Consider the following 19,171-nt stretch of genomic DNA (forward strand, 5'->3'; position numbering starts at 1 on the left):
CTGCCCCGCTGTTTCCACCTGATCAAGCAGGGGCGGCCGGTAGCGTGAGCGGGAGGGCCGCGGACCACCGGCCACCCGCCGACGCGCACGGCCGCCGGGCCGCGGGCAGGGCAGCGTGTGGCCCCTTCACCGGCTGAGCGGCGCGCGGCCTCATCGCGATCATGGAACGGGGGCAGCGCCATGGCCGGATCGACTCTCGAACAGTTGCGGGCACGCGTGTCCGGGCAGGTGATCACACCGGCGGACGCGGACTACGACCAGGCGCGCACCGTGCACAACGCCATGTTCGACCGGCGGCCCCAGGCGGTGGTCCGCTGCGCGAGCACCGCCGACGTGCAGGCGGTGGTCGACTTCGCCCGCGAAAACGGCCTGGACCTGGCGGTACGCGGCGGCGGGCACAGCGTGCCCGGCTTCGGCACGGTCGACGACGGGATCGTGGCCGACCTGTCCGGCATGCGCGCCGTCACCGTCGACCCGCACGCCCGCACCGCTCACGCGGGCGGCGGCGCGACCTGGGGCGACTTCAACACCGCCACCGGCGCGCACGGCCTGGCCGCGACCGGCGGCATCATCTCCACCACCGGCGTCGGAGGGCTCACCCTCGGCGGCGGCATCGGCTACCTCGCCCGCGGCCTGGGGCTGTCCTGCGACAACCTGCTGTCGGCCGAGGTCGTCACCGCCGACGGTCGGGCGGTCGTGGCCAGCGAGAAGGAGCACGAGGACCTGTTCTGGGCGTTGCGCGGCGGCGGCGGCAACTTCGGCGCGGTGACCTCGTTCGAGTTCGCGCTGAGCCCGGTCGCCGAGATCTACGGCGGCCCGATCTTCTTCGAGCTGGCACACGTACGCGACGTGCTGGGCTTCTTCCGCGACTTCATCGCCGACGCGCCCGAGCAGTACGGCGGCTTCCCCGCGTTCCAGATCGCGCCGCCGCTGCCGTTCATCCCCGCCGACCGGCACGGCGAGCCGTTCATCGCGATGGTGAACTGCTGGACCGGGTCGACGGCGGACGGCCAGCGCATCATCGACCGGATCCGCGCGGTCGCGCCGCCGGTCGCCGAGATGATCGGCCCGATGCCGTACGCGGCGCTGAACACCGCGTTCGACGGGCTGGTCCCGCCGGGGCTGCAGCACTACTGGAAGGCCAGCTTCGTCAAGGAGCTGACCGACGACGCGATCGAGGCCCATCTGGCGCACGGGCCGAAGGTGCCCGCCGTGAACTCGACGATGCACATCTACCCGATCAACGGAGCCTGCCACCGGGTCGCGCCCGACGCGACGGCGTTCGCCTACCGGGACGCGAACTTCGCCGTGGTCATCGCCGGGATGTGGCCCGATCCGGCCGAGAACGAGGCCAACACCGCCTGGGTACGCGACTACTACGCGGCCACCGCGCCGCTGTCGGAGGAGGGCGGGTACATCAACTTCATGGCCGGCGACGACCAGGACCGGATCCGGGCCAACTACCGCGGCAACTACGACCGGCTCGTCGAGGTCAAGCGCGCCTACGACCCGGACAACCTGTTCCACCTCAACCAGAACATCCGCCCGTAGCCCATCATCAGCCAGGGGTGGGCTTCGCCGGCACCGGCTAGCGGAGCGGCGATTCGGCGTCGGGTGCGTCCGCCGGTGACGCCTGCGCCGGTGCCGTGCCATCGCGGGCTTCGTCGACGAGCACCACTCCGCCACCGCCGAGCCGCAGCTCGCGTTGCAGGTCGACGGGGCGCTCGCGCTCGGCGACCAGGTGCTCCGCCTCTGGCAACGAGCAGCGCACCCGCAGCTCCCCGTACGCCAGGGCGGCGCCTGCGGTGAGCGCGGTGAGGCGGCCCGCCTCGACCACGGCCGCCAGAGCGGTGACGGTGAGTCGCAGCGTCACCGCGGCGGTCAGCGTGGTCACGACGGAACCGTCGACGACCACCTCCACGTCGGCCTCGTACTCCCAGGGCATGGTGAAGTTGCGGATGCTCACCTCCCGCCGCAGGCCGGGCGTCGCGTGGGTCTCCCTGGCCGCGGTCAGCAGCGCCGACCTGGTGCGCCACGCGCCGACCAGCACCTCGGCGACTTCGATGTTCAGCAGCTCGGCGATCCTGGCCATCACCGCCCGTGCCGACGCGGCCGCGGGCGCCTGCGGCTGGTCGGCGACCAGCCCCACCCCGGCCAGGCGTTCGGCGGCCGCCTCGACCTCCCCGGCCGCCTGGCCGGCCTCGCCGGGGATGAGCTCCCCGAAGACGATGTCCCGGACGGTGGTCACACGTCCTCCCGGTACAGGTCGTCGCGGTAGCGGAAGCGGGTCGTCCGGACCACGACCTCGATGCCCGGCACGCGTGGCGTGGACCGGCGGCCCGCCCGGCGCAGAGCCAGTGCCACCAGCAGGATCAGCAGCAGCAGCCCGAGCATGCCGCCGCCGAGCGCCAGCGCCCGGTTCAGCCGCGCGCCACGGTCCGGGAGAAGATCACTGACCGGCTCGCTCGGCCCGGCGATGCTGCCGAGGCAGACCGGTTCCACTCGCACCCGCACGCGGGTGGCCTGCGCACTGGTCCCGCTCAGGCCCACGCTCCACGCGCCTGCCGACGCCGGTCCGTCCACCAGGGTGGCCTGCCCGGCCAGCGGACCTCCGGACACGATCCGGTAGCCGCCTCCAGTAAGGAGCCTGCCGTCGGGACAGCGCGCGGCCCCGGTCCCGGAGCGCGGCACCACGCACACGTTCGCGGCCGCGCCGACGACGCACGACGGTGAGGCCGACTGGAGGTCGAACTCGGCGGGCTCGGCGGCGACGGCGACCACCGGGCCGGTGTGGCAGACCACGAGGGCGGTCACCGAGGAACGGGCAGGCAGGTTCGCCGGCACGGTGAGGTCGAGGGCCCAGCCCCGCTCACCGATGGGGTGGCTGCCGTCGATCCTGGCCGCACCGAGCCGGGCGTACCAGACCGCCCAGTAGCCGCCGCCGGTGCGCACCGTGCCCCGCGGGCAGACCGCCTCGACGGACCTGTCGGACGGCTCGGACTGGAAACCCTCGTACACCCCGGCGGTGCTGTCGCCGCCCGCCAGGCAGGTGGCGAAGACCCGCAGCGTGTGGACGGCCTGGCCGGTGTTGACCACACCGACCGTCCACGCCCGGAGCCCGGCGCCGTCGCCGGCCGGGGTGCCCTGGTCGTCGGACGGGTGGCTGGCGACGATCCGCAACTGCGGATCACCACCCTCGTAACCACCGCTGACCAGGCGTTCGTCCGGTGCGCAGGGAACCGTGACCCCCCGCAGCGTCGTACCCGGACCGAACTCGGCGGTGCGACTGTGCACCGACAGCCGGCCGACGTCGGCCTGGGCAGGTGACACCACGAGAACGGGCGCCGCCACGGCGAGCAGGGGCAGCGCGACTCTGAGCAGCACGAGCGTACGCATCGCGACCAGGGTCCCATGCGGACGGTCCCGGCGCTGTCCCCCGACCGACAGCGCGACGACCGAGGACTACCGGTGCAGCGAGCCGGTGACGTTCCGGCCGTCGAGCCAGACGAAGCAGCGCACACCCCGGTCGCCCTCGCTCCACCCTGTCGCGCCGCTGGTCGGCACCACCCAGAAGTGGTATGCGAGGCGGCGGTCGCTGACGAAGTCACCCGCGGCGGCGCGACACTGCTCGCCGAGCTGCCGGCGGATCTCGCGTCCGGCCAGGTCCGTGTATGAGGGGAACTGCATCACGGCGGGCGCCACGACGAAGGCCGCCAGCTCGGCGTTGTGCGGTTGCGCGCACTCGATCTCGTGCGCGGTGGACACGATCAGGCTGCGCACGTCACCACCGACCTGTACGCACTGCAGGCGTCGGTGGTCCGGCCCGGCCGGCGTGGACAGCGGCGCGTCGCGGCCCACCACCAGGGCCTCTTGCCGGTAGGTCGGCAGCTGTGCCTGTTCGAGGAGGTCGCAGCGATACCACCGCGCCCCGGCGGCCCGTTCCTCCTCGCCCGGTGTCGAGACTCGCACGGCCAGGCGCTGCCGCCACCACGCCTCGCCCAGGTACCCGTCGGCCTCCTGTCGGCACTGCGCGAAGGCTGCCGCGATCGCGGCCGGGTCGTCCGGGATCGCCCGCCCGGCGTGCACGGCAGCGATCTCGATGTAGTGGTCGTCATCGCAGGAGATGACACCTGTGTTGCCCTGGTAGGACGGGTAGAACCAGTCGTGCTCCAGGCAGGTTCCGGCGGCGGGCGTCGTCAGGCGCGCCAGGGAAGGCGAGGGCCCGGGAAACTCGACCGGCGAGCCGCTCTGTGTACACCCGGCGACGGCCAGTCCCATCACCATCGCGACCAGACGACGCACCATGCGGCCCATGCCGCTCCTCTCCCCGTGGAACCGCGATGCTAGCAACGGCCGCACGTCCCTGCCGGGCCCCATGGTGTGCGGATCCGGCCGTGACGCTTCACCGCCACTCGCGCAGCGCGGGCAGCGCCGCGGTGGCGGCGGTCAGGCGCAGCAGTGCGGCGACGACCCACACCGCGGACAGCCCCCACCAGGTCGCGGTCAGGCCGCCGAGGTACGCCCCCAGCGGCTGCGCGCCCCACGTGACCATCAGGCCGGCGCTGCTCACCCGGCCGAGCAGTTCGCCTGGGACGGTCCGCTGGCGCAGCGAGCCCGCGGCGACGTTCCACAGCGCCGCGCCGAACGACGTGACGAACGCGAGCAGCGCCACCGTCACCACGTCCCGGGCGAACAGTCCCACCGCGAGCATCGCCAGCGGCGTGGCGAACAGGGTGAAAGTCACCGTACGCCGACCGCCCGCGTATCGGACGACGCGCCCGCTGACCAGCGCGCCGGTGATGCCGCCGACCGCCATCAGGCCGAGCACCACGCCGTACCCGGCGTCGCCGAGGCCCAGCACCTGCTTCGCGAACAGCACGAACGTCGCCATGGCCAGGAAGTTGGCGAGGTTCGCCACCCCGGACAGCAGCGCGAGGGTGCGCAGCAGCCGGTTTCCGGCCAGCCAGCGCACGCCCTCGCCGATGCCGGTCCGCAGCGACGACCCGGGGCGCGCGATGCGGGTCGTGGCGCGGATCCGCCAGACCAGTGCCGCGGAGGCGGCGAAGGTGAGCGCGTCGACCCAGAACGGCAGCGTCACGGCGACGGTGAACAGCAGCGCGCCGAGCGGTGGGCCAAGGAACTGCTTGCTGCTGGACAGCGCCGCCTGCTGCCTGCCGTTGGCCGCCTCCAGCTGCGCGGCCGGCACGACCGCGGGCACGAGTTTCTGGAGGCCGATGTGCGCCAGGGTCTCCGCCAGCCCGACCGCGAACGCGATCGCGTACACCACGGTGATGCCGCCCGCCCCCGCGGCCACCATGGCGGCGAGCCCGGCCACGAGCGCGGCCTGGACCAGCTGTGCCCCGGTGACGGTGCGGCGGGCGTCGTGCCGGTCGGCGTACGCGCCCATCGGCAGTGCCGCGAGCAACCACGGCAGGCTGCCCCAGACGGTGATCCCGGCGATCAGGCCGGGATCGGTGGTCATCGTGGCGGCGAGCAGCGGTAGCGCGGCGAGGAACGCGCCGTCGCCGAGCATGGAGACGGTCCCGGCGCCCAGCAGCAGCCGCCAGTCGCGGCCCAGGCGCGGCGGCGCGGCAGTGGTTGTGGAGGTCATGCGCGCATCGTCGGGGCCGTATTCGGGTTGGGGCCACGATTAAGCCACCGCTACATTCACCCGGTGGCCACGGTGATCAGGATGGGTGGCGCGGAGATGGCGCGTGTGCGCTTCGCGCTGTCACCCGTGTACGAGACGGTCATGGCCCTGGACACGCTGCTGCGGCCCGGGGTGCACGCGGTGCACCTGCCGTGGGTCGACCAGGCGAAATGGCTGCTGGAGGATGTTCCGCACCTCCGTCTGCTCATGGACCTGCTGCACGACGACACGGTCAAGCCGTCGTTCCTGCTGCCGCCGCCGGACGCGCGGCTGCCGGACCTGGAGCACGAGCTGCGGCGTATCGGCTCCACACCGTCGTCCCGGGTCCGGGCGGAGATCGCCGGACTGCACCGCGCCCGGCTCGGGCCGCTGCGGCAGCTGGCCGCCGATCCCCGCAGCGGCCTGCGTGCCGTCGTCGAGGCGCTGCGCGCCTGCCACGCCGAACTGGTCGCGCCGCACTGGACGCGGCTGCGGCGGGTCCTGGAGGCCGACATCACCTACCGCGCGGGCCTGCTCGCGGCGGGCGGCGCGGAGCGGCTCTTCGCCGACCTGCACGACGAGGTGCGCTGGTCCGATGGGGAGCTGTCGGTGCACCACCGCCGGCCGCCGTACGCCCCGGAGCCGCTCACGCTGCGCGGGCACGGCCTGGTGCTGTGCCCGAGCGTGTTCTGCTGGCCGCGGGTCGCGGTCGGCACCCGGCCGGTCGCCGACGGCACGCTGCGCTACCCCGCCCGCGGGGTGGCCGCCCTGTGGCACGAGCCCGAACCGGTTCCGGACGCGCTCGCGGCCCTGCTCGGCCGCACCCGGGCAGCGCTGCTGGTCGCGCTGGCGCAGCCGGCCACCACCGGCGACCTGGCCGCCCGCCTGGACGTCACGCCGGCCGCGGTGTCCCAGCACCTCAACGTGCTGCGGGCCGCGTGTCTGGTGAGCTCGCAGCGCGACGGACGCGTGGTGCTGCATCTGCGCACCGCGCGCGGCGACAACCTCGCCTCGTGACGGCCACGACTCGGCGCAGCGCAGAGCTTCGCATCACCGTCGGGATCCCAGCGGACGATCCGGAGCGACAGCGCCGACCGTCAACGATGCAGCGAGCCGGTGACCGTGCGTTCGCCGAGCCAGACGAAGCAGCGCACCCCGTGGTCGCCGAGCTCCCAGTCGTCGGCACCGGCCACCTGGGCCGGCCAGAAGTCGTATCGCAGCCGCGGATCACTGACGAACCCGGCCAGGTCGCGGCGGCACTGGTCGCTGAGTTTGCGGCGCACGTAGCGGCCTGTCAGCTGTTTCGTGCTCGGGTAGTCCATCGCGAGCGGACCTTCGATGAACCCTGCCAGCTCGGCGTTGTGCGGCTCACGGCAGTCGACCTCCCGCAGCGACACCAGCAGCAGCGTCTCGGCGTCGGTGTCGAGCTGCGCGCACCGGATGACGCGGCGTTCCGGAGCGGCCGAGTCCGACAGCCGGGTCGAGTGCGGCAGGTACAGCGGTTGGCTGCCCGATATCGACACCTGTGCCAGTTCGCGCAGTTCGCAGCTGTACCAGCTCGCCCCGGCCCGGCGGGCCTCCTTGCCGGGCAGGCCGAGCCGCACCCCGACCCGCTGGCGCCACCACGTCCCGCGGAGGTGGGCGTCGGCCTTGGCGCGGCATCCCGCCAGCGCCTGGGCACGCGACTTGGGATCGAGCGGCATGCCCGCCCCGGTGCGCACCTCGATGATCTCGGCCAGGTGCCGCTCGTCGCAGGGCTGCGCGGCGTGGTCGGAATAGTCGCTCCACTCGTACATGCACCCGCCCACGACGGGCACCCGCGGCACCGGGACCGGCGAGAACTCGGGCTCCGGCTCCTGCCACGTCACCGTGCAACCGCCCAGCGCCAGCACCATCGCCGCCACCGCCAACCCGCGAAGCACACCGCGCACGTCGTCCCCCTCCCCCGTGGACCGCGATGCTAACAACCGCCGCAACCTCCGGCCGACCCATGATCTCGTCGGCCCGACAGGCGGCCGCCGTGCCGGACGCGCCCGGGGCAGGGCGAATCCGGCACGGCGGCCGCGGTGTGCGGCCCGCGGTCCGCGTCGGCGTCGCGGACCGCGGGCCGGTTCTCACCCGCCGGGGATGGCGGTGGTCAGCTCGCCCAGACCTCGAATTCCGAGAGCTGCCCGGCGGGCCAGCCGGTGTTGGCGGTGAAGTTCAGCCGCACATACCGGGTGGAGGTCGCCGGGAAGGTGATGGTCACGGTGTTGCCCGAGGACGGGTTGAACGTGTGTCCGGCCGAGTTCACGATCGTGTTGAACGTCGAGCCGTTGGCGCTGCCCTGTACGGACAGGGTCTGCGTGCGGCTGGCCCAGGCCGCGGGCGGCGGCAGTTTGAGCACGATGCGGCTCACGGTGGTCGCCGCGCCGAGGTCGACCTGCAGCCACTGCGGGAACGTGTTGTTGGCGCTTTCCCAGTACGAGTCGGCGTTGCCGTCGACGGTGTTGCCCGGCCCGTAGTTCTGCGTGTAGCTGCTGGCCTGGGTGGGCTTGTTGCGGGCCAGGTTGGACGCGGGGGCCGAGCTGGTCGTGGCGGTGGCGGTGTTGGACGGCGCCGAGGTGTTGCCGGCCGCGTCCTGGGCGGTGACCGTGAAGCTGTAGGTGGTCGACGGGCTCAGCCCGGTGACGGTGTACGTCGTCCCGGTCGCGCCCGCGACCACGTTGCCCGCCTGGCGCACCTGGTATCCGGTGACGCCGACGTTGTCCGTGGACGCCTGCCAGGACAGCGACACGCTGTTGGCGCTCTGCCCGGTGACGGTCAGGTTGCCCGGGGCGCTCGGGGCCTGGGTGTCGCCCTGGGGTGCGGTCCCGTACACCTCCAGCCCCGAAAGCTGGGCCGCGGGCCAGCCGGTGTTGCCGGTGACGTTGATCCGCACGTAACGCGCGGTCGCCGCCGTGAACGTGATGGTGACCGTGTTGGCCGCACCGGGGTCGAAGGTGCGCCCGGCCGAGCCGGACAGCGTGCTGAACGTCGAGCCGTTGGTGCTGCCCTGCACGGACAGGGTCTGCACGCGGCTGCCCCAGCCGGCGGGCAGTTTCAGCACCACCCGGCTGACGGTGGCGGCCGCGCCGAGGTCGACCTGCAGCCACTGCGGGAACGCGTTGTTCACGCTCTCCCAGTAGGTCGCCGGGTTGCCGTCGACCGCGTTCTGCGGCACGAAGCTCGCGTTGACGCTGCTCGCCGTGGCCGGCTTGTGCAGCGCCAGGTTGCTGTCGACCGGCGGCTGCCCGCCGACGACCGGTTGGGTGGGCCGCACCGCGGTCAGTGCGAGCTGCCCCTTGAGCATGCGGCCGCCGTCGGCGGTGATGCGCAGGTAGTAGTCCGACGAGCAGACCGTGCCGTCCTCGTCGAGGGTGACGATGCCGGAGTTGGTGGGCACCTGCGAGGCGTTCTCGGCGGTCTTGGCGATCTGGTTGCCCTCGTTGTACTCGTCGAACATCGACACGTAGAGGCCCTGGGCGCCGACACGGATCATGTTGTACAGGTGCCGCCAGTAGAAGTCGCCGTGGAAGCGGTGGTGCGAGGACAGGTCGCCGGGCATCACGCAGGGCTGGTAGTCGATGCCGCGGTTGTTGCACTCGGCCTGGTCGGGCACGTTGACGTTGGTGTAGAACCAGTCCAGGCCGTTGACGTCGCCGGTGCGGCCGACCATCCACGGCGAGATCATGTTGAACGCCGTGTACACGTCGAAGAAACCGGCCCGGGAGTCGTTGATGCCCTGCCGCCAGTAGGTGGGCACGCCGCCGATGACGTAGCAGCCCTGGGCCTTGAACCAGTTGAGCACTTCGAGGCAGGCCGCGGGCGCGAAGGGGCGGCCCGGGTCGTTGAAACCGAAGCCCCAGATGCAGACGACCGGCTTGCCGTTCTGCCGGGCGTACGCCGGGGACGAGGTGTAGGCCGACATCTTGGTGGTCCAGTCGGTCTTCAGCTCCGACTGCATGTTGGTCCAGTTGGTGACGTCGTACATGAGGTAGAACTTGCGCCCGTAGGCCTCCGCGGCGGTGCGCACCTTCGCGGCCATCGCGTCGCGGGTCGGGCCCTCGCCGCCGAACGGGTTGAACCGCTGCAGTGCCGCGGTGTCGCAGCCGTGCTGCTGCATCCACTGGAAGTGCAGGTTCACCGTGGACTGGTCGTAGGACGAGAACAGCTTCGCGGGCTGGCCGCTGCCGAGGTTGGCGTACGCGGTCTGGTACTGGGCGGGGTAGTCGCGCATGTCCGGCCAGGACACGATCGCGTTGTTGCTCGGCGAGGGCGGCTGGCCCCAGTTGTTGCTCCAGTGCCACCAGCCGTTGATCGGGGCGCCGTCGCCGGTGCAGGCGAACCACCCCTGGTAGCCGACCGAGATCTTGCCGACGACGTCGCCGGGCGGGCTGGCCGCCGCGGCCGGGCTCGCCGCGGTGAGTCCTCCTGCGACGGCGCCGCCGGTGGCGGCGAGGGCTGACCCGGACGCCACGGAGGTCACGAACCTCCGCCGGGATACTGCCATGACGCACTCCCTTCCTGCACAGCCGGAGGGGCGTGGCGCGGGGAGCGTGGCACCCTCCGTCGCCGGACATCGGATGTCCGGCAGCGAACGGCGGTGAGCGGGACCGCATCCCCGGGCGGGGATTGGCCAAACCCTATGCCCGGGTCCAGGGCACGGCAAGATGTCGACGGAAACAATTCCAAAACCGACTCGCAACGTCACCGTTTGCAGCAACGGTTCATGCAACTGCTTGCACTCGGTGAGTCATCGGGGCAGTGCGCGGGCCACCTCGTCCGCCGGGTATGGCGTCTGCATCGCGCCGTCGAACAGCTGCCAGTAGAAGTCGTTCATCAGCGCGGCGACCGGCGCGTGCCTGACGATCATGTCGGCGAGGTCCGGCTCGACGCCCTCCGGCCGTCGGCCCGAGGCGCACTCGCGGATGTAGGCATTGCGCTCGACGGGCCCGCCGTCGTCCGGCACCGGCACGCCGACCACATGCTGGACGAGCCAGTTGACCAGCCTCATCCGTACGTATCCGGCGTCGTGGGTGGCGTGGCGGGTCAGGAACGCCGACTCCTGCGGCGACAGCGCGAACCGGGGTGACACCGCCAGTCCGAAGTCGACGAAGTAGACGTGGCGGCCGTCGGTGAGCAGGTTGCCCAGGTGCGCATCGAAGTGGTGCAGCTCGTGCGCCTGCAGGAAGTCCACGCCGCCGACCAGGCCTTGCTCCATCATCCGGCAGGCCGCGACCAGCTCGCCCCCGCCTGCCGCGACCGGTCCGGCCAGCCAGTCGCCGAGCCGGTGCGGCAGGTGTTCGAGGAACAGGACCAGGCTCGCCGAGGCCCTCGCCAGCGCCTCCAGGCGGTCGCGGACGGCCGGGTCGCCGCCCATGAACGCGACCGAGGCCTCGATGTCGGCGTGTTCGGCGGCGACGGCCGGGGCACCGGGCAGCACCCGCCAGTGGTACATGAGTGGGAAACCCGGATGCCGCCCGGCCAGCACCCAGTTGGTGGTCAGCGTGTTCGCGGCCAGCTCGCGCCAGGCCCCGAAGCCGGGCGAGACGATGCCGTACTGGCAGTGCGGGGGCAGTCCGTGCAGGTTGACGGTGGAGCGCACGTGCTCGGGACGGCGCTCCAGATCGGTCAGCGGGATGCGCTTGACGAACACGGTCGTCCCGCCGACGTCGAGCCGGGCCGTGACACCGCCGATGCCCGCGCCGACTACCTCGGCCGAGGCCACCCGGTCGGCGAGTTCGGCGTCGCTGAGCAGCGCCAGCGCGGCCGAAGCCGTGTAGTGGCGGGCCAGCCGTGCGCCGTACGCCAAGCCGTCGTCTGCCGCTGGCATGGTGGTCCTCCCCGTCGTCCTGACGGGAGCCTACCCACAGATGATCACTTGCGCTCGTCGGCGAAGGTCAGCCCGCGCTCGGCGAGCGCCTCGCGCAGGATCCGGATCGCCTTAGGGCCGACGCCGTGCAGGTCGAGCAGGTCCTTCTTCCTCAGCTGCGCGATCGCGGTCAGCGTGGTGTGACCGGCCAGGGCCAGGGCGTCGTTCGCCGGCCCGCTGATCTTCGGAATCTCGTCGCCCACCGCTGCGCTCATGGGCCGATGGTAGATCAGCACCCTGACCGGCCCTCGCCCGACGATGATGGAGGTCATGGAGACCATGGCCGCGTGGGAGGTCGCCGCGCCGGGGCCGATCGCGACCCGGCCGCTGCGAGCGGTGCGCCGGCCGGTGCCCGTCCCGGCTGCCGACGAGTTGCTGGTACGCGTACGGGCCTGCGCGGTGTGCCGCACCGACCTGCACGTCGCGGAGGGTGATCTGCCGCCCCACCGCAGCCCGGTGATACCCGGCCACCAGGTCGTCGGCGAGGTCACCGCCCACGGGGACGCCGTGACCGGGTGGGCGGTCGGGGACCGCGCGGGTATCGCGTGGCTCCGGCACACCGACGGGACCTGCGTCTACTGCCGCCGCGGCCAGGAGAACCTGTGCCCCGCCTCCCGCTACACGGGCTGGGACGCCGACGGCGGTTACGCCGAGTACACCGTGGTGCCCGCGGACTACGCCTACCGGCTGCCGGACGGCTACGACGACGTGCACCTGGCCCCGCTGCTGTGCGCGGGCATCATCGGCTACCGGGCGCTGCGCCGAGCCGAGTTACCCGCCGGGGGCACCCTGGGCATCTACGGCTTCGGCTCGTCCGCGCACCTCACCGCGCAGGTCGCCCTCGCCCAGGGCGCGACGGTGTACGTGATGACCCGCTCGGCCGCCGCCCGCGAACTGGGCCTGAGCCTGGGCGCCACCTGGGCGGGCGGCGCGGACGAGCAGCCGCCCGCGCCGCTGGACGCGGCGATCCTGTTCGCGCCGGTCGGCGATCTGGTGCCGCCCGCGCTGTCGGCGCTGGACCGGGGCGGCACCCTGGCCGTCGCGGGCATCCACCTGAGCGACATCCCCGTCCTGAACTACGAGCGCCATCTGTTCCAGGAACGCCAGTTGCGCAGCGTCGCCGCGAACACCCGCGACGACGGACGCGAGTTCCTGGCCCTGGCCGCGGCGCACCCGCTGTCGGTGACCGTGACGCCGTACCCGCTGGACCGGGCCGACGACGCGCTCGCCGACCTCGCGGCGGACCGGGTCGAGGGCGCCGCGGTCCTCATACCGCGATGTTAGGAATTTGCTTTGACATGTAAATTTCTTGCAGTTTTTCAATCTCGTTCCTACGCTGGCGGCTGTGTCAGACGTGATCGCACAAGCCACGGGGCTCGTCAAGACCTACCCGCCGCGGGACAAGCGCTCCACCCCCTTCACCGCCGTTAACGGCATCGACTTCGACCTGCACCGCGGTGAGGCCTTCGGCTTCCTCGGCCCGAACGGCGCAGGCAAGTCCTCCACCATGCGGATGATCGCCTGCGTGTCCCCGCCCACCGCGGGCACGCTGCGCGTGCTCGGCATGGACCCGGCCGTCGACGGCCGGCGCATCCGCGCCCGGCTCGGTGTCGTGCCACAGGACGACGCGCTCGACACCGAACTCAGCGTGCGCGAGAACCTGCTCATCTACGGCCGCTACTTCGGACTGTCCACCCAGCACATCGACGACCAGGCAACGCGGCTGCTCGACTTCGCGCAACTGTCCGAAAAGGCCGGCGAGCGCGTCGAGGCGCTGTCCGGCGGCATGCGCCGCCGCCTCACCATCGCCCGCTCCCTCATCAACGAGCCCGAACTGCTGCTGCTCGACGAGCCCACCACCGGACTCGACCCCCAGGCCCGGCACGTGCTGTGGGACCGGCTGTTCCGGCTCAAGCAGCAGGGCGTCACCCTCGTGCTGACCACGCACTACATGGACGAGGCCGAGCAACTGTGCGACCGGCTCGTGGTGATGGACGGCGGCAGGATCGTGGCACAGGGCTCCCCCGCCGCGCTGATCGCCGCGCACGCCACCCGCGAGGTCCTGGAACTGCGCTTCGGCATCGGCGAGCAGGCAGCCGCGCTGGACAAGCTGCGCCAGGCCGTGGCCGGTGACCGCATCGAGGAGCTGCCCGACCGGCTGCTGTGGTACACCGCCGAGGGCGACGCCGCGCTGGCCGCCGCGCACACCCTCGGCCTGACGCCGGTGACCGCGCTGGTGCGCCGGTCCAGCCTGGAGGACGTGTTCCTCGCGCTGACCGGCCGGACGCTGGTGGACTGATGCCGACCACCACCGCACCGCCGGTCATGGCCCTGCGCTTCTACCGCTACTGCTGGCTGCACTACCGGCGCAACTGGAAGGGCACCATCGTCATCAGCGTGGCCAACCCGCTGCTGTTCCTGATCGCCATCGGCGCGGGGCTGGGCACCCTGGTCGGCTCGGACCTCGCGGCCCTGGGCGGGGTGAGCTACCTGGCGTTCTTCGCCCCCGGCATGCTCGCCGCCGCGTCCATGCAGAACGGCATGATCGAGTCGGCGTTCCCGGTCAGCTACCACCGCATGCCGGGCCGGGCGTATCCGGTCGCGGTGGCGACCCCGCTCGAACCGGTCGACGTGCTCAACGGGCACGCACTGTTCATGGCCGTGAAGGTCGCCATCGGCGCGGCCTCGTTCTGCGCCGTCATGTTCGCGTTCGGAGTCGCGACGTCGCCGCTGGCCGCGCTGGTGCTGCCCGCCGCGGCGCTGACCGGGTTCGCGTTCGCGATGCCGGTGACCGCCTGGGCGGTGACGCTGCCCGACGTACGCCCGGTGCAGACGCTGTTCAAGTGGGTGGTGATGCCGCTGTACCTGTTCTCCGGCACGTTCTTCGCCACCACGCAGCTACCGGAGGCGGCACAGCACCTCGTCGCGCTCACCCCGCTGTGGCACGGCGTCGAACTCTGCCGCACCCTCACCCTCGGCACCGCCACCTGGGCGGGCAGCCTCACCCACACCGCGTACCTGTCGGCCATGGCGCTGGCCGGTTACCTGATCGCACGGCGCAACTTCCGCCGCCACCTGCACCCGTGAAGGGGACCATGATGCCCGCCGCGCACGTGATCGTCCTGCGGCACCTGTGGGTGCTGCGCAAAGGCCGGCCGTGGAACCTCGCCGTCAACGGCGTGTTCGAACCGTTCCTCTACCTGATGTCCATCGGCGTCGGCATCGGACAGCTGATCGACGGCGACGGCGGCGCGGTCGCCTACGCCGCGTTCGTCGCGCCCGCGCTGCTGGCCACGTCCGCGATGAACAGCGCCATCGCGGAGACCACCGGCGCGGTCTGGTGGCGGCTGCGCTTCGAGAAGTTCTACGACGCGATCATCACCACCCCGCTGACCGTGCGCGACATCGCGTACGGCGAGATCGCCGCGTCGGTGCTGCGCAGCACCCTGTCCGCGGCCTGCTTTCTCGTCGTGATCGCCGCGTTCGGGATGGTCCACTCGTGGTGGGCACTGCTCGCGCTGCCTGCCTGCGTGCTGATCGCGTACGCCTTCTCCGCCGCCGGCATGGCCGCGATCACCGTGATCCGCGAGTTCCACCACCAGCAGTACCTGCAGCTGGTCATGCTGCCGATGTTCCTGTTCGCGACCACGTTCTACCCGCTGTCGGTCTACCCCGCCGCGGTCCAGCCCGTCGTCGCCGCGCTCCCCCTCTACCAGAGCATCGAGCTCCTGCGCGGCCTCACCACCGGCCAGCTCGGCCCCGGCATGCTCGTCGCCGTCGGCTACCTGCTCGCCATGGCCGCCCTCGGCTCCTGGCTCGCCACCCGCCGCCTCTCCCGCCTGCTCCTCCCGTGAATAAGGGCGCCTTCCGCATGCTCCGCGTTGCGGAAGGCGCCCTTACCAACCTTGTCGAGGGTCCCGGCCTGCTCGCTGGCACCGCGGCAGGTCGTGCGGCGTTCCCGCACACGGCGAAGGGCGCCTCCTGCCGGAGACGCCCTTCAAGACCCTGGTGAGGTGCATGCCCCGAGCCCGCCCTCGCCGCTGCGGATCTGCACATGGTGGTGTGCTGTTCCCTGTGCGCCATCACATGTGCGCCATGGGGGCATACGTGGTGACCGGGGAGTCGAACCCCCGCGCTGCCCTTCGCGCGCCAGAGAAGGTGGACCGGAACCGCCGGCCCTCGGTAGTGCACGCCTCCGCAACGGCTACCTGCTGCACATCCCCAGGAGTCAGTCCACGAGGTCGGCCTCCCAGTTGGCGCGTTGGATGTCGACGTCCACCTCGCGGATGTCGCGGGCGAGCCGGTCAGCCTGGGCTCGAAGATCGGCCACCGACAGCGCGCTGAGCATCTTCAGTTCCGAGCGCAGCTGGCGTACGGCCATGCCGCGCTGGTCACGGCCTGCGGCGGCGTCGGCCGCGGCGGTGATGACCGAGTGGCGCATACGCAGCACGTCGCGACGGGCCAGCGCCTCGGTCAGGGTGAGGCCGCCGAGGGTGCTGACGGTGGCGTTGGTCCGATTGATCCGGCTGATCAGGGCCTCGAGCTCGGTCAGCACCTCGCCCGACTCGGCCAGCAGCGCCGCCGCGTCCTCAGCAGGCTCCTCGCCCTCCTGGTAGCGGGCACTGCCGGCGATCCGGGCACGCAGCTGCTCCACCCGGCGTACGGCGTCGGCGCGCAGCGCCAGGGCTTCGGCAAGCTTCACCGTGATACCTCCCCGTTTGATCAAGACGGTGAGACTATCGCGAAAGACGCGCCGGTCGCGGCCCGTTTCCGCGCGCACACCGCGGACCGCCCGCTTGTGGCTATGCATCGACAGGTCTAACATCTCTGCCGGGAGCAGGGCACGCTACCGCGCAATGGGCGAAACGGATGCACCGGGCATGCATTCGAGCCAGGCCGGTCAGGCGTCGACTCCGTCAACCACCGCACCGGGCCGAGACACATCGCGCCCGCGACGGCCACACGCCCCTCCGGCATCCGGCTGAACGTCCCCCGAATCACCGTGCCGGGCGTCCGCCCGGTCCACACCCATCCCTCGGGAGAGGCACATGCCCACACGTACCCGACGGCGGATCGCGGTGCTCGCCGCCGCCACCGTCACCGTCCTGACCGCGGGCGTCGTGACCGCGGTCAGCGCCCAGGCGGCCGCAGGCTGCCGCGTCGACTACGCCGTCACCAACCAGTGGGGCGGCGGCTTCGGCGCCAACGTCACCATCACCAACCTCGGCGACCCCGTCAACGGCTGGACCCTGACCTGGGCCTTCACCGCCGGGCAGGCCGTCACACAGCTCTGGGGCGGCAGCTTCACGCAGTCCGGTGCGAACGTGTCCGTCACCGACGCGGGCTACAACGCACCCATCGCCACCAACGCGAGCACCGCCTTCGGCTTCAACGCCTCCTGGAACAACGCGTCGAACCCGGCCCCGGCGAGCTTCGCCCTCAACGGCACCGCCTGCACCGGCGCGCCCGCGCCGACCTCGGCCGCACCGTCGCCGTCCGCGTCGGCGTCCCCGCGGCCGTCGGCTTCGCCGTCGGTGTCACCGTCGGCCCCCGCCTCGCCGAGCCCGTCGCCGTCCGGCCCGCCGCCATCCGGGGCCAAGCAGATGGAGGACCTCAACCGGGGCCTGGTCAGCGTCCGCTCCGGCAGCGCCAACCTGGTGTCCTGGCGGCTGCTCGGCACCGAGTCCTACAGCACCGGCTTCAACGTGTACCGCGGCGGCACGAAGGTGAACTCCTCGCCGATCACGAACTCGACGAACTACCTGGACAGCGGGGCCGCGGCCGACGCCTCCTACACCGTGCGCGCCGTGGTCGGCGGCACCGAACAGGCCGCCTCGCCGACGTCGGTGCGCTTCACCGGCGGCAACTACCTCGACGTGCCGATCTCCGCACCGGCCAGCGGCTACTCCGCCAACGACGCCTCCGTCGGCGACCTCGACGGCGACGGCCAGTACGAGATCGTGCTCAAATGGGACCCCGACAACGCCAAGGACAACTCCCAGTCCGGCGTCACCGGCAACGTCTACGTCGATGCATACCGGCTCAACGGCACCCGCATGTGGCGCATCGACCTGGGCCGCAACATCCGCGCCGGAGCGCACTACACCCAGTTCCAGGTGTACGACTACGACGGCGACGGCCGCGCCGAGGTGGCCATGAAGACCGCCGACGCGACCCGCGACGGCGTCGGCACCGTCATCGGCAACGCCAGCGCCGATCACCGCAACTCCAGCGGCTACGTGCTGGCCGGGCCCGAATACCTCACCATGTTCAACGGCCTGAACGGCGCTGCCCTGTCGACCGTCAGCTACGAGCCGCCTCGCGGCACCGTGTCGTCCTGGGGCGACAACTACGGCAACCGCGTCGACCGCTTCCTGGCCGGCACGGCATACCTCGACGGCGTACGTCCGTCGCTGATCATGTCGCGCGGCTACTACACCCGCTCCGTCATCGTGGCCTGGGACTTCCGCAACGGCTCGCTCACCCGCCGGTGGACGTTCGACTCCAACAGCGCCGGCAGCCAGTACGCCGGCCAGGGCAATCACCAGCTGTCCATCGGCGACGTCGACGCCGACGGCCGCGACGAGATCATCTTCGGCGCGATGACGATCAACGACAACGGCACGCCGCTGTGGAACACCGGCCACGGCCACGGCGACGCCCTGCACGTCGGCGATCTGATCCCGAGCCGCGCCGGGCTCGAGGTCTACAAGGTCAGCGAGGATGCCAGCAAGCCCGCGACCTGGCTCGCCGACGCGCGTACCGGGCAGGTGCTGTGGAGCACCGCGGCCGCGGGTGACAACGGCCGCGGCGTCGCCGGGGACGTCTGGGCCGGCAACCCCGGCGCCGAGGCCTGGTCGTCGGCCGACTCGAACATGCGCAGCGCCAACGGCGGCGGCACGCTGGGCCGCAAGCCCGGCTCGGCCAACTTCCTGGTCTGGTGGGACGGCGACCCGGTACGCGAACTGCTCGACGGCACGCACATCGACAAGTACGGCACCGGCAGCGACGCCCGCCTGCTCACCGGCAGCAACGTCGCCTCGAACAACGGCACCAAGTCCACGCCCGCACTGTCGGCCGACCTGTTCGGCGACTGGCGCGAAGAGGTCATCTGGCGCACCAGCGACAACACCGCACTGCGCATCTACGCCACCACCAACACCACCGACCGGCGCATCCACACGCTGATGCACGACCCGATGTACCGGGTCGCCATCGCCTGGCAGAACACCGCCTACAACCAGCCGCCGCACCCGAGCTTCTTTATCGGCGACGGCATGACCAGCCCAAACTCTCCAAACATCTACGTCAGATGATCTCTCAGGCGGCCTGATTTCAAGATCATGCCGTCGCCATGCCGTCAGGGCCGTCCCCGCCGAACAGATCGTCGATCGCGCGGCGGGTACGGTCCTGGCTAACTGGCATCAGATGGGCATAGACCCTGAGCGTGAACGCCGCGTTGGAGTGGCCCAAGTACTCAGAGAGCTATTCACTCGATAGACATCGATTAACGGCCGGAGCGTTTGGTCAACCTGTGATCTGTCGGAAGTAGACACGACGACCCGTCCGCGGGTAGATCACCTGGCTTGTGACAACTCAACCGATCTTCGCGGACAGACCGCCACGGGTAGAGACTATGACGGGCCTGA

The 19,171-nt window shown here is 71.6% G+C and carries 16 protein-coding genes; 7 read left to right on the forward strand and 9 right to left on the reverse strand.

Annotated features, from left to right (window positions below; genetic code table 11):
* Positions 1-180 precede the first annotated feature (180 nt).
* Positions 181-1,551, forward strand: coding sequence for an FAD-binding oxidoreductase (locus FLL47_RS28120; protein ID WP_144123959.1), 1,371 nt, complete (start codon positions 181-183; stop codon positions 1,549-1,551).
* A gap of 37 nt (positions 1,552-1,588) precedes the next feature.
* Here the strand turns inward: FLL47_RS28120 and FLL47_RS28125 are convergent, their stop codons facing one another.
* The 4 genes from FLL47_RS28125 to FLL47_RS28140 all read right to left on the reverse strand — a co-directional run bounded on the left by FLL47_RS28125 (position 1,589) and on the right by FLL47_RS28140 (position 5,611).
* Positions 1,589-2,248: a hypothetical protein gene (locus FLL47_RS28125; protein ID WP_144123961.1), complete on the reverse strand. Its 660-nt coding sequence runs from the start codon at positions 2,246-2,248 to the stop codon at positions 1,589-1,591.
* Complete coding sequence (locus tag FLL47_RS28130; RefSeq protein WP_144123962.1) at positions 2,245-3,396, reverse strand: hypothetical protein; 1,152 nt, start codon at positions 3,394-3,396, stop codon at positions 2,245-2,247. Before FLL47_RS28130 ends, FLL47_RS28125 begins: the two co-directional genes overlap by 4 nt.
* 66 nt (positions 3,397-3,462) lie before the next feature.
* Positions 3,463-4,314 carry a septum formation family protein gene (locus FLL47_RS28135; protein WP_186315948.1) on the reverse strand — a complete coding sequence of 284 codons (852 nt, stop codon included), beginning with the start codon at positions 4,312-4,314 and terminating at the stop codon, positions 3,463-3,465.
* A gap of 88 nt (positions 4,315-4,402) precedes the next feature.
* Positions 4,403-5,611 (reverse strand): MFS transporter, encoded by a 1,209-nt coding sequence (locus FLL47_RS28140; protein ID WP_144123966.1) that lies wholly within the window; start codon positions 5,609-5,611, stop codon positions 4,403-4,405.
* A gap of 63 nt (positions 5,612-5,674) precedes the next feature.
* Between FLL47_RS28140 and FLL47_RS28145 the strand changes: the two genes are divergently transcribed.
* Entirely contained in the window at positions 5,675-6,646 is a 972-nt protein-coding gene (locus FLL47_RS28145; protein WP_144123968.1) for an ArsR/SmtB family transcription factor, read from the forward strand.
* An 80-nt stretch (positions 6,647-6,726) separates the two neighbouring features.
* Here the strand turns inward: FLL47_RS28145 and FLL47_RS28150 are convergent, their stop codons facing one another.
* The 4 genes from FLL47_RS28150 to FLL47_RS28165 all read right to left on the reverse strand — a co-directional run bounded on the left by FLL47_RS28150 (position 6,727) and on the right by FLL47_RS28165 (position 11,737).
* The gene (locus tag FLL47_RS28150) at positions 6,727-7,560 is read right to left on the reverse strand and encodes a septum formation family protein (RefSeq protein ID WP_144123970.1); all 834 of its coding nucleotides are present in this window, start codon (positions 7,558-7,560) and stop codon (positions 6,727-6,729) included.
* 206 nt (positions 7,561-7,766) lie between these two features.
* A complete protein-coding gene (locus tag FLL47_RS28155) occupies positions 7,767-10,160 on the reverse strand; it encodes a discoidin domain-containing protein (RefSeq protein ID WP_144123972.1) in 2,394 nt (797 codons plus the stop codon).
* 243 nt (positions 10,161-10,403) lie between these two features.
* Positions 10,404-11,483, reverse strand: coding sequence for a protein kinase family protein (locus FLL47_RS28160; protein WP_144123974.1), 1,080 nt, complete (start codon positions 11,481-11,483; stop codon positions 10,404-10,406).
* 44 nt (positions 11,484-11,527) lie between these two features.
* The gene (locus FLL47_RS28165; RefSeq protein WP_144123976.1) at positions 11,528-11,737 is read right to left on the reverse strand and encodes a helix-hairpin-helix domain-containing protein; all 210 of its coding nucleotides are present in this window, start codon (positions 11,735-11,737) and stop codon (positions 11,528-11,530) included.
* Between the two features lie 55 nt (positions 11,738-11,792).
* Here FLL47_RS28165 and FLL47_RS28170 point away from each other — a divergent pair, with 55 nt between their 5' ends.
* From FLL47_RS28170 to FLL47_RS28185, 4 genes are all read left to right on the forward strand, one after another.
* Positions 11,793-12,806, forward strand: coding sequence for a zinc-dependent alcohol dehydrogenase family protein (locus FLL47_RS28170; RefSeq protein WP_222106227.1), 1,014 nt, complete (start codon positions 11,793-11,795; stop codon positions 12,804-12,806).
* Positions 12,807-12,867: 61 nt separating this feature from the next.
* Complete coding sequence (locus FLL47_RS28175) at positions 12,868-13,821, forward strand: ABC transporter ATP-binding protein (protein WP_425457773.1); 954 nt, start codon at positions 12,868-12,870, stop codon at positions 13,819-13,821.
* Positions 13,821-14,609: an ABC transporter permease gene (locus tag FLL47_RS28180; RefSeq protein ID WP_144123978.1), complete on the forward strand. Its 789-nt coding sequence runs from the start codon at positions 13,821-13,823 to the stop codon at positions 14,607-14,609. Before FLL47_RS28175 ends, FLL47_RS28180 begins: the two co-directional genes overlap by 1 nt.
* Before the next feature lie 11 nt (positions 14,610-14,620).
* Positions 14,621-15,376, forward strand: coding sequence for an ABC transporter permease (locus FLL47_RS28185; RefSeq protein ID WP_222106228.1), 756 nt, complete (start codon positions 14,621-14,623; stop codon positions 15,374-15,376).
* A gap of 374 nt (positions 15,377-15,750) precedes the next feature.
* Here the strand turns inward: FLL47_RS28185 and FLL47_RS28190 are convergent, their stop codons facing one another.
* Entirely contained in the window at positions 15,751-16,224 is a 474-nt protein-coding gene (locus tag FLL47_RS28190) for a DIP1984 family protein (protein WP_144123980.1), read from the reverse strand.
* A gap of 346 nt (positions 16,225-16,570) precedes the next feature.
* Here FLL47_RS28190 and FLL47_RS28195 point away from each other — a divergent pair, with 346 nt between their 5' ends.
* A complete protein-coding gene (locus FLL47_RS28195) occupies positions 16,571-18,838 on the forward strand; it encodes a rhamnogalacturonan lyase family protein (protein WP_144123982.1) in 2,268 nt (755 codons plus the stop codon).
* The last annotated feature ends 333 nt before the right edge of the window (positions 18,839-19,171 follow it).

This window comes from Catellatospora sichuanensis (genome assembly GCF_007483665.1).
Taxonomy (GTDB): Bacteria; Actinomycetota; Actinomycetes; order Mycobacteriales; family Micromonosporaceae; genus Catellatospora; species Catellatospora sichuanensis.

Coding starts and splice junctions, on each gene's coding strand:
- FLL47_RS28120 (WP_144123959.1), top strand. CDS start 181: ATGGCCGGATCGACTCTCGAACAGTTGCGGGCACGCGTGTCCGGGCAG.
- FLL47_RS28130 (WP_144123962.1), bottom strand. CDS start 3,396: ATGCGTACGCTCGTGCTGCTCAGAGTCGCGCTGCCCCTGCTCGCCGTG.
- FLL47_RS28135 (WP_186315948.1), bottom strand. CDS start 4,314: ATGGGCCGCATGGTGCGTCGTCTGGTCGCGATGGTGATGGGACTGGCC.
- FLL47_RS28140 (WP_144123966.1), bottom strand. CDS start 5,611: ATGACCTCCACAACCACTGCCGCGCCGCCGCGCCTGGGCCGCGACTGG.
- FLL47_RS28155 (WP_144123972.1), bottom strand. CDS start 10,160: ATGGCAGTATCCCGGCGGAGGTTCGTGACCTCCGTGGCGTCCGGGTCA.
- FLL47_RS28160 (WP_144123974.1), bottom strand. CDS start 11,483: ATGCCAGCGGCAGACGACGGCTTGGCGTACGGCGCACGGCTGGCCCGC.
- FLL47_RS28165 (WP_144123976.1), bottom strand. CDS start 11,737: ATGAGCGCAGCGGTGGGCGACGAGATTCCGAAGATCAGCGGGCCGGCG.
- FLL47_RS28170 (WP_222106227.1), top strand. CDS start 11,793: ATGGAGACCATGGCCGCGTGGGAGGTCGCCGCGCCGGGGCCGATCGCG.
- FLL47_RS28180 (WP_144123978.1), top strand. CDS start 13,821: ATGCCGACCACCACCGCACCGCCGGTCATGGCCCTGCGCTTCTACCGC.
- FLL47_RS28185 (WP_222106228.1), top strand. CDS start 14,621: ATGCCCGCCGCGCACGTGATCGTCCTGCGGCACCTGTGGGTGCTGCGC.
- FLL47_RS28195 (WP_144123982.1), top strand. CDS start 16,571: ATGCCCACACGTACCCGACGGCGGATCGCGGTGCTCGCCGCCGCCACC.